Source organism: Xanthomonas sp. LMG 12459, from assembly GCF_009192905.1.
In the GTDB taxonomy this organism is placed as follows: domain Bacteria; phylum Pseudomonadota; class Gammaproteobacteria; order Xanthomonadales; family Xanthomonadaceae; genus Xanthomonas_A; species Xanthomonas_A sontii.
The window spans coordinates 41,686-56,569 of the sequence record NZ_NSGT01000029.1 but is presented as its reverse complement, the minus strand read 5'-3'; the positions used below and the strand labels follow the sequence as shown (position 1 = coordinate 56,569).

At 69.7% G+C, this 14,884-nt stretch carries 8 protein-coding genes; all 8 read right to left on the bottom strand.

Annotated elements, in window-relative coordinates:
• Window positions 1-318 precede the first annotated feature (318 nt).
• The 8 genes from CEK65_RS07595 to gltB all read right to left on the bottom strand — a co-directional run bounded on the left by CEK65_RS07595 (window position 319) and on the right by gltB (window position 14,700).
• Window positions 319-1,419: an alginate lyase family protein gene (locus tag CEK65_RS07595; protein ID WP_152181292.1), complete on the bottom strand. Its 1,101-nt coding sequence runs from the start codon at window positions 1,417-1,419 to the stop codon at window positions 319-321.
• Window positions 1,420-1,798: 379 nt separating this feature from the next.
• Window positions 1,799-3,154 carry a substrate-binding domain-containing protein gene (locus CEK65_RS07590; RefSeq protein ID WP_152181291.1) on the bottom strand — a complete coding sequence of 452 codons (1,356 nt, stop codon included), beginning with the start codon at window positions 3,152-3,154 and terminating at the stop codon, window positions 1,799-1,801.
• 151 nt (window positions 3,155-3,305) lie between these two features.
• Entirely contained in the window at window positions 3,306-4,181 is an 876-nt protein-coding gene (locus CEK65_RS07585) for a methylglyoxal synthase (protein ID WP_017909726.1), read from the bottom strand.
• Between the two features lie 107 nt (window positions 4,182-4,288).
• Complete coding sequence (locus CEK65_RS07580; protein WP_152181290.1) at window positions 4,289-5,344, bottom strand: glycoside hydrolase family 5 protein; 1,056 nt, start codon at window positions 5,342-5,344, stop codon at window positions 4,289-4,291.
• 354 nt (window positions 5,345-5,698) lie between these two features.
• Window positions 5,699-6,751, bottom strand: coding sequence for a glycoside hydrolase family 5 protein (locus CEK65_RS07575; RefSeq protein WP_152181289.1), 1,053 nt, complete (start codon window positions 6,749-6,751; stop codon window positions 5,699-5,701).
• A gap of 259 nt (window positions 6,752-7,010) precedes the next feature.
• Window positions 7,011-8,069 (bottom strand): glycoside hydrolase family 5 protein, encoded by a 1,059-nt coding sequence (locus tag CEK65_RS07570; RefSeq protein WP_152181288.1) that lies wholly within the window; start codon window positions 8,067-8,069, stop codon window positions 7,011-7,013.
• Window positions 8,070-8,639: 570 nt separating this feature from the next.
• A complete protein-coding gene (locus CEK65_RS07565; RefSeq protein WP_152181287.1) occupies window positions 8,640-10,130 on the bottom strand; it encodes an FAD-dependent oxidoreductase in 1,491 nt (496 codons plus the stop codon).
• Between the two features lie 112 nt (window positions 10,131-10,242).
• Complete coding sequence (gene gltB, locus CEK65_RS07560) at window positions 10,243-14,700, bottom strand: glutamate synthase large subunit (protein ID WP_152181286.1); 4,458 nt, start codon at window positions 14,698-14,700, stop codon at window positions 10,243-10,245.
• Between the last annotated feature and the right edge of the window lie 184 nt (window positions 14,701-14,884).

Here is a 14,884-nt window from a genome sequence, read left to right as displayed (position 1 = left end):
ACGGGGATTTTTTATTGCGCGTGCGAAAAACCAACACCACGCGCGCAGGCGATGGGCTGCGCGCCCTACCCTCACCCCAACCCCTCTCCCGGCGGGAGAGGGGCTCGGTTCTTCCTTCTTCCGCCGGGACCATGGCCCTCTTTGCGGAGGAAGGTGCCCCGCATGGGCTGATAAGGCCAAACCGCTCGACCACCTCCCGCGCCGCTGTGCCGCGCGATGTGATGTGCGATGGCTCGCATCGAGACCTGTCGTGTCGCGGACCCTCCGTGATGCCGTGGCTGAGTACCGGCACTCTGATGCCGTCGGAGTCGACGGAAGCTAGCGCGGTAAATCGGGCAATGTGCTGATCGCCAGGCGCCAGGGTGGCGTCCCGTGTCCGAGTTGCCGCGCCAGTTGCACGCACGCCGGATCGTAGGCCGCAGCAAGCACCAACAGCGATTCCGCCCCCTCCGCGGCATACGGCTTGCCGATCACGTGGCCCGCTTCCCCGTTGTCCGAGCGCGCCTTGTCGAACGGCACCTGGCTGCCCACGAACTCCGCGTGGCTGCGATCGCCGCGCAGATACGGCAGCAGCCAGTCGACGCTGCGCGCCAGCGATGCGCCGTTCGGCGCGCGCCAGTGGTACAGATCCTCGCCGCGCTCGGAGAACAGCAGTGCCAGCGTCACCAGCGGACGCAGGTCGTAGACGTGGTAGGACAGCGCATCGCGCTCGACGAAGTCGATGCTGCGGCCGTCGGGCAACAGGTTGTCTGCGATCTGCTGACGAAAGCCGGTGCGGGCGTAGTCCAGTAGCCGGGTGTCGTCGAGCGCGGCGCCGATCATGCCCACGGTCTTCAGCCGATGGCTGTGCCAGTTGTTGGTGGCGGTCTTGCGCTTGAGATCGCGCGAGCCGATTTCGGCATCGGCGATCTTTCGCATCCATGCATCGATGGCGCGGCGTTGCGCGTCCGGCAACGTCGGGCGGACGATGCGGTAGGCGAAGATCGCCGGTTCCAGCCCGGTCTCGTCGATCGGGTTGCCGTTGGGCACATTGCGCGCGGCCCATTGCGCGAGCTGGTCGCCGGCGGCCAGCGCGTCGGCGCGCTCGCCGTCCAGGGCGTAGCGCAGCGCCAGCGCCTGGATGCGCGGCATGTCGCCCAGGCTGGTTTCGGTCGCCGCCTTCACTGGATCGCCGCGCAGGCGGCCGCCGGTGCTCAGATTCTCGAGCGGATGCGCGCCCTGCGTGCGTGCCATCTCGGCCAGCCGGGCCTGCGCCGCCTCGACCTGCCGCCAGGCCGGATCGGTGGCAGCCGACGCGTGCAACTGTTGCCATTGCTCCGCGGTCGGCCACAGCCGCTGCACCGCGGCGGCAGGCGTGCTATGGGTCAGCAGGAGTCCGGCAAGCACCACGCCGAGAACGGCGTGCGATGAGCGAAGCATGGCGATCTCCGGAAGCGCTGGCGAGGGTGTCGGGCGACTGTAGGCGCGATGCGGTGAACGCCGGATGGCCCGAGTCCGGGAGCACGGTCGCCCACATGCGCTCGCCGATGCGCGGATGGCGACGGGTCGTATCGGCGCCAGCGCGGCGTCACGCGCGCGCGGCTGGCAATGCCTGAAAACTCGCTAACCTCCCATCTTCCGCCGGCGAGGGCGCTTCGCGCTGCGTACCCTCACCCCAACCCCTCTCCCGACGGGAGAGGGGCTTTGGCTTCCCTTCTCCTCCCCGGACCACGGCCTGCTTTTCGGGGGAAAAGTTCCGAGGGGGACGAGCGGCCGAGCGATGTCGTGCCCAACCGGCCGCAACCACGCTCCGACTGCCCTATCGCGCCCGATCCAGCAACCACAGTTCGACGCGCTCGTTGCGCGCCTTGGCAGCGGCGTCTTCGCCGCCGATCAGCGGATGCAGTGCGCCGAGACCACGTACCCGTTCCACGGCGACACCGCGTTGCACCAGGTAGGCGGCGACGACGTCGGCGCGATCGTTGCTGGCGATGGTCGGGTACAGCCGGTTGGCGCTGTCCGGTGTGGCGAAGCCGATCACCGCCAGGGCGCGGCCGTGCATCGCCGGCTGTTGCATGAGGGCGACCAATCGGTCGAGATCCTGGGCGCTGCGCGCTTCGTACATGCCATTGAGCGACTGCAGGCTGAAACGCAGCGTGGTGGTCAGGCGCCGGGCGCCGGTGCTGGCCTGCGCGTAGCTAGCGTCCGCGCGGGCAGCGGTGGCGCCGCTCTGCGGCGTGGCCGGATCGACGTCGATCGCCATGGAAATCGGGCCAAGCCGGCGCACCAGCTGTTGCGCCTGCGGACCGAGGGCGTACAGGGCCAGGCTGCGGCCGAGCGCCGACATCATCTGGCCGCCGTACAGGCTATAGCGCTGGACCAAGGGATAGTCCTCGCCGCGCACGGCTGCTGCCGTCGGGAGCACCGCGATACCGCCGTCGGCGATGGCCAGCGCACGTGTGCCGGCCGGCACCGGCGTGGTCAACCCGACGATCGCCAGTGCGTCGGAATGGCCGACGACGGCGCGTGCCGCCTCGGCCAGGTCGGCATGCAGGACGTTCCCCGGCATGCGCACCGCCGGCAGCCCCAGGCGTTCGCGCAGGAAGTCGTCGAGACCGCCGGGGATGGCACTGCGGTGCAGCGCGATCGGCAGGTCCGCGCCGCCGAGTTGCGACCAGCGCGTGGTCCGGCCGCTCAGGATGTCGCGCAGCTGCGCGACGCTCAGCGTGGCGATGGGGTTGTCGGCGGCGACCAGCACCCGCGCGCCATCCAGGGCGACGACGAACTGTTGGTCCGGCGAGCCCAGGTCGCCGAGTTGCCAGGCGGCCTCGCGTTCGCGCGCATCGGGCTGACGCGCCAGCATCGCCAGCTCGGCGTCGCCATGCACCAGGTCGGCGATGCCGGCGGCCGAGCCGGTGCCGGCGATCTCGACCACCAGCGGCGCATCGTCGCGCACCGCGGCGATCTCCAGCGTCGTCGCATCGACGCGACGACGTTGCAGTTGCCGGTAGCCCATGCTCTGCAGCCAGGCTTCCACCAGCGCAGGCATCAGCCGCGCGCCGAGGCTGTTGGAGCCGTGTACGCGCAAGCGCTCGGCCGGTTGCGCGGACGCGGACGGCAGCGCGCACAGCGCTGCTGCGCCGAGCAGCAGCAGGCGCAGGGTGAAACGCAACATGGGATCCCCCCTGGGATCTGGACAGGCGCGGCAGTGTTGGCGATCGGCGTGACATCGCAGTGACTGTGCGCATGGTCACGCACGACAACGCGGCGTCGCGGCCTGTCCTGTCAGCGGTCCGCGCGCAGCGCGATCGCGCGCGTCGAAAGCCTCAGGCCGATGCGAGCCGGCGTGCGGCGGCCTGCGCCCAGCGCGCGGCGATCGCCGGCGAGGTGATGCACACGGCGCTGTCGGTGACCGTGGTCACCGCGCGTTCCAGCAGTTGGATGTCGGCCTCGTGCTGACGCGCGACGTGCGGATCCTCGAAGAAGATCGCGCGGTGGCAGCGCCGTTCCAGCACGCGATCGGCGATCTGCGCGTCGCCGCCCATCGGGCCGCTCTGATAGCGGTGCACCCACGCCTGGCCCTGCGGCCAGCCGCGACTCCAGGCCAGTTCGTTGAGCCGCTGCCCGGTGGTGCCGGTGGCCACGCGCTCGGCGAAGCGCGACAGCAGATCGAAATGTTCGCTGGCGAAGGCCAACATCTGCGGTTTCATTGCATCGTGCGCGATCAGCGCCAGGGTCTGCCGCTGCAGCGCGTACAGGTCGTCGGCGCCGGCGTCGGCGGCCAGCCCGGCGTGGACGCGCTCCATCTCCACCCAATCGCGGGCGCTGGCTACGGTGGAAATGAACGGCTTGCCGTGGATCACGCACTGGCGCTTGAGCGCGATCGCCTCGGGGAAGATCGAGGACGGGTCGACCGGATCGATCAGGTAGATGGCGCCGTCGAGGGTCCGTTCGGCGCCTTCCAGTCCGACGACTTCGGCCACCAGCTTCATCAGTCCGCCCTCGCGGCCGAACGGGTAGCGCTTGAGGCCGGCATGGCCGGCCAGCAGACCGGCCCGGATGATCGCCTCGTGGGTGCGGCCGACCGCGTGCAGGCCGAGCTGCAACTCGCGGATGCCGGCCTCGCTGGCACGCAGCCAGCGGAACAGCGCGGCATCCTTGCCCTGGTGGTGCAGTCGGTTGGCGGCCAGGCCCAGGCGCATGCGTCGATCCGTGCGGAAGAGGTGCGACAGTCTGCGCCCGATCGCGGTGTCGACTCAATCGCCGCGCGATCGCCGGACCGCTGCTGCGCATGCCGGCCCTGCCGCTGTCACTGCGTGACCTGCTGCGCGCGCACCGCCAGCACGTCCATCTGCGGCTTGTCGGCGCCGCTCTTGTCCGGCTGCAGGTTGAACGCGTAGTCGCTGCGCCACCACGCGCCGCCGGCCCAGGCGGTCCAGCCCAGCCAGACGTCGCCGTTGTCGTGGACGTAGCCGAGCATGGTGTCGAGCGCCGCCAGGCAGGTGGGGTCGCTACTGCCGCCGAACTCGCCGAGGAAGCCGCGATAGCCGTTGGCGCGCAGCCATTGGGTGAACCCTTGCAGGCGTTCCGCACCGATGCTGGTGCTGACGCAGGCGGCGCTGGTGCCGGAGGAGTCGGGATCCAGGTACTGATGCACTTCGAATGCCAGGTTGCCGGCGGGGTCGTGGACCGTCAGCAAGCCCTGCGCGTTGGACACGCCGTACCAGGTGCTGTTCCAGCTGTGCGCGCCGCTGAAGGCGGTGCCTGGCACCAGGAGCAGGTTGTCGGCGCCGGTGCCACGGATCGCATCGATCGACGCCTGCGCGATGGCCGCCCAATCGCCGGAGGCGAGGCCGTTGGGCTCGTTCATCAGCCCGAATGCCACGCTGGCATCGTTGCCGAACACCAGCGCCAGGCGCCGCCACAGATCGGCCAGCGCCGCCGCCGGTACCGCGTCGCCGCCGATGCGCACGCCGTCGTACTTGGCGTAGTTGTGCACGTCCAGGATCAGTTGCAGGTTGTAGCGCCTGGCGCGTTCGACCGCGGTGCGCAGCGCGTCGAGTTGCGCGGGGTCGAGCGGGCCGTTGGCCTGCGGCTGCAGCCGCTCCCACAGGAACGGCAGGCGCACGATGTTCATGCCCTGCGTCGCGGTGTACGCATAGTCGGCGTCGGTGGGATACACATAGTCCTTGAACAGCACGCCGGGCTTCTTCGCCGAGTTGAACTCGGCGCCGGCCAGGTTGATGCCGGCATAGCGCAGCGTCTGCTGCGCGTGGGCGAACGGCGCGCAGGCGGCCAGGAGCAGGCACAGCGCGGCACGCTGCCGCCATTGCGGAGAGCGGAAAAAACGGGAACTGCGTGGCATGACGGATCCTTCGTGGGGAAAGAGCGGCAGGCGCCGCCGCGATGCGGCGTGCGCGGCCGTGCACCACGCTGCAACCGCCATGCCAGAGCGATCATGGTCATCGGAAATATGCGACGCATTGCACGTCGCACGCCATGCGGGCACCTTCAATCACCTGCTTGTGTACAACCCGGCGGATGCACGTTGCTCTGTAGGAGAGGCTTAAATCCGCAACGGCGCGTGCCCAGGCAAAAGCCCGCTGCCGCTGAGCCCGTGAAAGGGCGCGCGCCGTCCCTCGCAGAACATGTCACGACGTGACTTGGAGGTGCCTAGTTGTCGGCGTGCGCCACGGCGTTGTCACGCATGGCGCCGCGCTCAGCGCGTGATGCGCTGCGCCCAGGGCGCGAGGATCGCCATCTGCGGACGGTCGTGGCCGTCGGCGTCGGGCTGCACGTTGAACGGATAGTCGGCGCGCCACCAGGCGCCGCCGGCCCAATAGCTCCAGCCCAGCCACAGCGTCGGGTGCTGCGCGATGTCGGCCAGCATGCCGTCCAGCGCGCGCCGGCAGGTGGGAGTGTCGGCGGCAGCGAATTCGCCGAGAAAGCCGAGATGGCCGGTCTGCTGCAGCCAGTCGGTGAAGGCGCGCAGGCGTTGGACGCCAATGTCGTCGCTCACGCAGACCGGGCTGGTGCCGCTGGAATCGGCGTCCAGGTACTGGTGCACTTCGATCGCCATGCGCTGCAGCGGGTCGTGCAGCGTGGCCAGCGCGCTGGCGTTCGAGGTGTCGTCCACTGGCGTGTACCAGCTATGCGCGCCGGTCCACAGTGCGCCCGGCACCAGGATCAGGTTGCTGGCGCCGGTGGCGCGGATCGCATCGACCGCGGCCTGTGCGGCGGAGGCCCACACGGCCGGGGTGATGCCGTGCGGCTCGTTCATCAGCCCGAACACCACCGCATTGTCGCTGCCGTAGGCGCGTGCCAGACGCTGCCACAGGTCGACGAAGGCGGCGACCGGCAGGCCGCTGCTGCCGATGAGGCGGCCGTCGCGGCGCGCGTAGTTGTGGATGTCCACGATCACGTACATGCCCTGCGCCTTGGCCTGCTGCACGGCGTCGTCGATCAGCGCCAGTTGCGCGGCGTCGAGCGGGCCGCGCGGTTGCGGCTGCAGGCGTTCCCAGCGCACCGGCAGGCGCAGCAGGTTCATGCCCTTGCCGGCGAAGTAGGTGTAGTCGCTGCTGCGCGGATAGGTGTAGTCGACTCCGACGATGCCGGGGATCTTCGACGGCGCGATCTCGGCACCGGACAGGTTGACGCCGGCGAAGCGCAGCGCCTGCTGCGCCTGCAGCGACGACAGCGGAACGGATAGGCACAGCAGCAGCGCGGCACGCCAGGCGTGCCGCGACCGCCGCCGCAAGGTGCGCGCGATCATGGTGAGTCTCCTTCGGCATCAGAGGGGGAACCCGGCCGAGGAGATGCCAGGCCGGGCTGATGACTACGGTGTGCGGACACCGTAGTGCATTGCCGAGGACGAGGCGATGCGCTGCGTGCGCGCATGCATGGATCTGTGCGGCGATTGGCAGCGCGAACCGGTACTGGATCGCGCTGCATGTGCTATGCCAGGCGTGCGCGTCGCACACGTTGCATGGCGTGTTGCCGCGTTGCCGACACGCGGCGCCGGCAGCGACGGCTCATTTCTTGCCGGTGATCTCGCGCGCGTACTTGGACAGGATCTCCATCTGCGGCTTCTCGCTGCCGTCCTTGCCGGGCTGCACGTTGAACGGATAGTCGGGCTTCCACCACGCACCTGCGGCCCACCAGGTCCAACCGAGAATCACGTCGTCGTTCTTCTGCATGTAGCTGAGCATGTTCTCCAGCGCCTGATTGCAGGTGGGCGTATTCGCGGTGGCGAACTCGCCGATGAAGCCGACCTTCTTGTTCTCGCGCAACCAGCTGACGAAGCCGGCCAGCTTCTCGGCGCCGGCGGTGGCGCTGACGCACTCGCCCTTGGTGCCGCTGTTGTCGCGGTCCAGGTACTGGTGCGCTTCGAACGCCATGCGGTTGCGCGGATCCTTCAGCGGCTGCAGGGCAACCGCGTTCGGCGTGCCGTAGGCCGTGCTGCGCCAGCTGTGCGCGCCGGTGTAGGCGGTGCCCGGCACCAGGATCAGGTTGTTGGCGCCGGCCTTGCGGATGGCGTCGATCGCCGCCTGCGCCGCGCTGGCCCAGTCGGTCGAGGAGACTGCGTTGGGCTCGTTCATCAGCCCGAAGATGACGTGGTCGTCGCTCTTGAACTCCTTGGCCAGGCGCCGCCACAGGTCGGCGAACACCTCGTCCGGGGCGCCCTCGCTGCCGACCAGCGCGCCGTTGTACTTGGCGTAATTGTGCGGGTCCAGGATCAGGTACAGGTGGTTGGCCTTGGCCTGCTCCACCGCCTTCTTCAACAGCGCCAGTTGCGCCGGGTCGAACTCGCCCTTGGCGGTGGGCTGCAGGCGCTCCCACAGGAACGGCAGGCGGATGGTGTTCATGCCCTTGCTGGCGAAGTAGCTGTAGTCGCCGGCGGTCGGGTAGGTGTAGTCCTTGTACAGCACACCGGGCTTCTTGCCGGAGTTGAACTCGGCGCCGGACAGGTTGACGCCGGCGTACTTGAGCACGCTGCGGCCTTCGGCGGCGGCGTTGCAGGCGACGGTGGCGAGCAGCAGTGCCAGCGGCAGGAAACGCCAGCGCGGGGAACACGACGAGGAAAGCGACATGGGGGAGCTTCCTGGAGTGAAGGGGGAGCGCCGCCCGCTCGGGGGAGTGCGGGACGGCAGGCGCAAGCGTGCAAGGATCGCCCCCGTGATCGCCAGCCTGCACGCACCCGTGTTAGCCCGGCATTCACCTGGCGCGGACACGCTGCGCGCGGACGTCGGCGGCGTCACATCAGGTGCGTGGTGCACCCGTCGGCAGCGGCGTGATCGAGGTCGCGGCCATGCGTCCGTCGCCGCCGCGCCAGGTTGGGCACGCGACGAAGGACGAGCGCTGGAGAAGGTGTTCGCTAGAGGCCGGCGACGCTACCTGCGCCGCGGCGGTGGTGGCGTTGAAGGCGATCGCTGCCGGCGGCGGTGGTGCCGAGGCGGTAGCGTTCGACGAGGTCCATGCCGAGGCCAGCGCTGGCGCTGGCGACGTGGCTGGAGGCCGGCCGCTCCAGGCGACCTCGACTTTCGGCGAATGCGGAGCGCAGCGGTTCGCGATGCGGTCGAAGGTCGCATCGCCCAGTCGAGCAAGTATTGCCGTCGTCGTCGCCGAACTAACCGAACGCTGCAGCAGCCTCGCAGCGTCGCTCAGGCCGCAGCCTGGGTCGTCACCGGCAGGCGGTTGCCGATCCATTCGGCGATGCTGGCTGCCGCGTCGCGGCCTTCGGCCACCGCAGTCACCACCAGGTCGGCGCCGCGCACGGCGTCGCCGCCGGCGAACAGTTTCGGGTTGGTGGTCTGGTACGGCAGGCGGCCGCTGCCGTCGGGCTCGCTGCCGCCGGCGAGGATGCGGCCGTTGGCGGTACCTTCCACGCCTTGCGCCGCCAGCCAGTCCGGCACGCTGGGCGAGAAGCCGAAGGCGATGATGACCACGTCCGCGTCCAGCAGCGATTCGCTGCCTTCCACCGGCACCGCGGCCTGGCGCCCGCGCGCATCCGGCTCGCCGAGCCGGGTCTGCACCACGCGCACGCCGGCCAGGTTGCCGGCGGCATCGGCTTCCACCGCCAGCGGCTGGCGGTTGAACAGGAAGCGCACACCTTCCTCGCGCGCATTGGCCACCTCGCGCGCCGAGCCGGGCATGTTGGCCTCGTCGCGGCGGTAGGCGCAGGTGACCTTGGCCGCGCCCAGGCGGATCGCGCTGCGCACGCAGTCCATGCCGGTATCGCCGCCGCCCAGCACCACCACGCGCTTGCCGCTCAGGTCGGGCAGCGCGATCTTGTCTTCCCAGCCGGCGATCGGCCGGCCCCAGGGATCGTTGCCGCCGACGATGCGGCTGTTCTGCACCAGGAACGGCAGTGCCGGCAGCACGCCGGGCAGGTCCTGGCCGGGCAGGCCGCCGTCGGTGTAGCGGTAGGCGCCGGTGCCAAGGAACACCGCGTCGTACTCCTCGAGCAACTGCTCCAGGCTCACGTCGCGGCCGATCTCCACGCCCAGGCGGAACTGCACACCCATGCCTTCGAGCACGTCGCGGCGCTTGCCGATCACGCTCTTGTCCAGCTTGAAGCTGGGGATGCCGAACTGCAGCAGTCCGCCGATCTGCTCGTAGCGGTCGTACACCACCGCCTGGATGCCGGCACGGGCCAGGCGGTCGGCGCAGCTGAGCCCCGCCGGGCCGGCGCCGATGACCGCCACGCGCTTGCCGGTGGGCTCGACCTGGCTCAGGTCCGGGCGCCAGCCGTTGTTGAGCGCGGTATCGACGATGTACTTCTCCACCGCGCCGATGGTGACCGCGCCGAATTCCTCCAGCGTGCAGCTGCCTTCGCACAGGCGGTCCTGCGGGCACACCCGGCCGCACACCTCCGGCAGCGGATTGGTGCTGTGGCACAGCGCCGCGGCCTCCTCGATGCGGTTCTCCTGCACCAGCTGCAGCCACTGCGGGATGGCGTTGTGCACCGGGCACTTCCAACTGCAGTACGGGTTGCCGCAATCCAGGCAGCGCCCGGCCTGGTACTGCGCATCGGCCTTGTCGAACTTGCCGTACAGCTCGTTCCAGTCGCCGGAGGTGCGCAGTTCCACCGGAATGCGTTGCGGCATCTGCCGGGGCAGGTCGAGGAACTGGAAGGCGTGCTTGCGGCTCATGGTGTGGGGAACCGGGAATGGGGAATGGGGAATGGCAAAAGCGAATCTGCGCGCGCGATCGGAAACTGGGGGAGCCGGGCTTTTACCATTCCCGATTCCCGGCGCGCCGCCATCAAGCGGCGCGCCTCAGCGACTCAGTCAACGACTCGATGCTCGCCGCCTTCGGTTTGACCAGCCAGAACTTGCCGACGTAGTCGCGGAATTCGTCGAGGATCTGCTGCGCCCAGATGCTGCCGGTCAGTTCGCGGTGGCGGCTGATCAGCTTGTGCAGGTGCTGGCGGTGGCTCTCGAAGCCTTCGGCGGAGATGCGGTGGATGTCGATCAGTTCGTGGTTGTAGCGGTCGACGAAGTCGCGGTCCACGTCGAGCACGTAGGCCAGGCCGCCGGTGAAGCCGGCGCCGAAGTTCAGGCCGACCTTGCCCAGCACCAGCACGATGCCGTCGGTCATGTATTCGCAGCAGTGGTCGCCGGCGCCCTCGATCACCGCCAGCGCGCCGGAGTTGCGCACCGCGAAGCGTTCGCCGGCACGGCCGGCGGCGTACAGCTCGCCACCGGTGGCGCCGTACAGGCAGGTGTTGCCGATGATCGCGGTGCTGCGCGCCTCGAAACGCGCGCCGCGCGGCGGACGCACCACCAGGCGGCCGCCGGCCATGCCCTTGCCGACGTAGTCGTTCGCCTCGCCTTCCAGTTCCAGGTGCAGGCCGCCGGCGTTGAACGCGCCGAAGCTCTGCCCGGCCGAGCCGCGGAAGCGCAGGGTCAGCGGCGCATCGTCCATGCCATGGTTGCCGTGGACGCGGGCGATGGCGCCGGACAGGCGCGCGCCGATCGAACGGTCGGTGTTGTGGATCAGGAAGCGATGGTCGCCGCCGCGCTTGTGCGCAATGGCGTCGGCGAGCAGGCCATCCATCTGCGTGGCCAGGCTGTCCGGCGATTCGTACAGGCGCTGCGCGGCGCAGTGGCCGCCATCGTGGCGCACGTCCTTGAGCAGCCGTGACAGGTCCACGCGCACGCCTTCGCGCGGGCAGATGTCCAGTTGCTGCAGCAGCTCGGTGCGGCCGACGATCTCGTCCAGCGAGCGCACGCCCAGGTACGACAGCCACTGCCGCACTTCCTCGGCCAGCAGCCGGAAGAAGTTCTCCACGCGCTCGGGCAGGCCGACGAAGTGGTTGGCGCGCAGGCGCTCGTCCTGGGTGGCCACGCCGGTGGCGCAGTTGTTGAGGTGGCAGATGCGCAGGTACTTGCAGCCGAGCACGATCATCGGCCCGGTGCCGAAGCCGAAGCTGTCCGCGCCCAGGATCGCGGCCTTGACCACGTCCAGGCCGGTCTTCAGGCCGCCGTCGGTCTGCAGGATGGTGCGCGCGCGCAGGTCGTTGGCGACCAGCGCCTGGTGCGACTCGGCCACGCCCAGTTCCCACGGCACGCCGGCGTAGCGGATCGAGCTGACCGGGCTGGCGCCGGTGCCGCCGTCGTGGCCGGACACGGTGATCAGGTCGGCGCCGGCCTTGACCACGCCGGCGGCGATGGTGCCCACGCCGGCATGGCTGACCAGCTTGACCGACACCAGCGCGCTCGGATTGACCTGCTTGAGGTCGTAGATCAGCTGCGCCAGGTCTTCGATCGAGTAGATGTCGTGGTGCGGCGGCGGCGAGATCAGGCCGATGCCCGGCTTGGCGTAGCGCAGCCGCGCGATCAGTTCGTTGACCTTGTGCCCGGGCAACTGGCCGCCTTCGCCGGGCTTGGCGCCCTGCGCGACCTTGATCTGCAGCACCTCGGCGTTGACCAGGTATTCGGGGGTGACGCCGAAGCGGCCGGACGCCACCTGCTTGATCTTGGAGCGCTTCTCGGTGCCGTAGCGCGCCGGGTCTTCGCCGCCTTCGCCGGAGTTGCTGCGCCCGCCGAGGCGGTTCATCGCGATCGCCAGCGCCTCGTGCGCCTCCGGCGACAGCGCGCCGAGGCTGATCGCGGCGGTGTCGAAGCGACGCAGCAGGTCCTCGGCCGGCGCCACCTCGTCCAGCGGCGTCGGCGTCTCAGCGCGCTTGAGTTCCAGCAGGTCGCGCAGGGCCGAGGCCGGGCGCCCGTGCACCGCGGCGGCGTAGGCGTCCCAGTCGGCCTGCAGGCCGCTGCGGGTGGCGCGCTGCAGGGTCAGCACCACGTCCGGGTTGTACATGTGGTACTCGCCGCCGTGCACGTACTTGAGCAGGCCGCCCACTTCCGGCTTGAGCAGGTCGTTCCAGGCGCGCGCGGCCAGCTGCCGCGCCTCGGTGTCCAGCCGCGCCAGGCCGACGCCGCCGATGCGCGCGGCGGTGTCCGGGAAGCACAGCGCCACCACGTCCGGATCCAGCCCGACGATCTCGAACAGCTGCGCGCCGCGATAGCTGGCGATGGTGCAGATGCCCATCTTGGAGATGATCTTGGACAGGCCCTTGTAGATGCCCTTGCGGTACTTGCGGCCGATCTGGGTCTGCTCGCCGCCGCTCTTGAGCAGCAGGATGCCGCGCCGGCCCAGGTCGAACAGGGTCTGATAGGCCAGGTACGGATACACCGCGGTGGCGCCGAAGCCGAGCAGGCAGGCCATGTGGTGCGGATCGCGCGCGGTGCCGGTCTCGATGATCAGGTTGACGTCGCAGCGCAGGCCCACCCGCGAGAGGTGGTGGTGCACCGCGCCGGTGGCCAGCAGCGCATGCGCCATGGGCCGCTCCGGCACCGGGTAGCGGTCGGTCAGCAGCAGCATGACCTTGCCGTCGCGCGCGGCCTGTTCGGCCTCGGCGCAGATGCGCTTGAGCCCGGCTTCCAGGCCTTCCTCGACGCTGTAGGACAGGTCGATCTGCGCATTGCGGGTCAGGTACTGCGGCATCTTCAGCAACTGCCGCAGCTTGCGCTGGCTGAGCACCGGCGAGTTGAGGATGACGTGGTTCACCGTCTCCGGGCCGGCATGGAAGATGTTGGTCTCCTTGCCGAGCTGGGTGGTCAGCGACATCACGCAGTCTTCCCGCAGCGGGTCGATCGGCGGGTTGGTGACCTGGGCGAAGGCCTGGCGGAAGTAGTCGTACAGCGGCCGGGTGTGGCGGCTGAGCACCGCCATCGGCGTGTCGTCGCCCATCGAGCCGGTGGCTTCCTGCTCGGTCTCGGCCAGCGGCCGCAGCACCTGCTCCACTTCCTCGGTGCTGAGCTGGAACAGCTTGTGGTAGCTGCGCAGGGTGCGCTCGTCGAACGGCTCCTCGACCAGCGAGGGGTCGATCAGTTCGGTCTGCAGGTAGGTCACGCCCTGCTGCAGCCATTGCTTGTACGGGGCACGGCCGCGGTTGATGCGGTCGATGGCGTCCGAATCGAGCAGGTCGCCGCGCTTGAGGTCGATGGCCATCATCTCGCCGGGGCCGAGCTTGCCCTTGCGGGTGACGCGCTCGGCCGGCAGTTCCCACACGCCGGCTTCGGAGGCGACCAGGAAGTGCCGGTCTGAGGTCAGCATCCAGCGCGCCGGGCGCAGGCCGTTGCGGTCGAGCATGCATGCGGCGTAGCGGCCGTCGCAGGCGACGATGCCGGCCGGGCCGTCCCACGGCTCGGTGTTGAGGCCGTAGAACTCGTAGAAGGCGGCCAGGTCGGCGTCCTTGAACTCCAGCGACTGCGTGGCCGGCGGCACCAGGATGCGCAGCGCCTGCAGCAGGTCCATGCCGCCGGCGACCAGCAGCTCGAGCATGTTGTCCAGGCTCTGCGAATCGGAGCCATGCATCGAGATCACCGGGTCCAGCTCGGCGATGTCGAAACGCGGGGTCTTCCAAACCTTGCTGCGCGCCTGCGCCCAGTGCCGGTTGCCCTCGATGGTGTTGATCTCGCCGTTGTGCGCGAGCAGGCGGAACGGGTGCGCCAGCGGCCAGCGCGGCAGCGTGTTGGTGGAGAAGCGCTGGTGGAACACGATGGCGCTGGAGGCCAGGTCGTTGCGCTGCAGGTCCGGGTAGAAGGTGCTGAGCTTGTCCGGCAGCACCATGCCCTTGTAGCTGATGCCGTTGGGCGAGAGCGTGGTGACGTAGAAATCGGCGACCTCGCGCAGGCGCTGCTCGGCGCGGCGGCGGGCCAGGAACAGGGCCAGGGCGAACGCGTCTTCACTCTGCTCGGCGCCGGCGTCGACGAACACCTGCTCGATGCGCGGCAGGGTGTCCTTGGCCAGTTGCCCGCACACCGCATCGTCGGTGGGGGTGAGGCGCCAGCCGCATGGCTGCACGTCGACGCGGCGCAGTTCTTCTTCCAGCACCTGGCGGCAGCGCGCGGCGGCATCGGCATCGTCGCGCGGCAGGAACACGTTGCCGGCAGCGAAGCGCGCGCCGACCGCGATGCCGGCCTCGCGCGCCAGCGCGCGCAGGAACGGCTCGGGTTTGCGGATCAGCAGGCCGCAGCCGTCGCCGGTGAGGCCGTCGGCGGCGACGCCGCCGCGATGGGTCATGCGCGACAGGGCGGCGATGGCGGTATCCACCAGTGCCCGCGAAGGTTGGTCGTCGAGTTGCGCGACCATGCCGAAACCACAGGCATCGCGCTCGTCTTGGGGGTCGTAGAGCCCGTGGCGGTTGCGGGGGGCCATGTCTGCCTCTGAAAGCGATCCGAAGGAACGCGGCGACACTCGCCCCCGCTCTGTCCTGGAGCGCTTCTTGAGGTCACCGGAATCCCGACTAAAACATAGTTGGTGCGGTGCCGCAATACACCGTTACACCTGCAACTTCAGCGCTGGCGGCGGCGCTGTCGCCGCCGCCGCGCCGGGCGTCCTG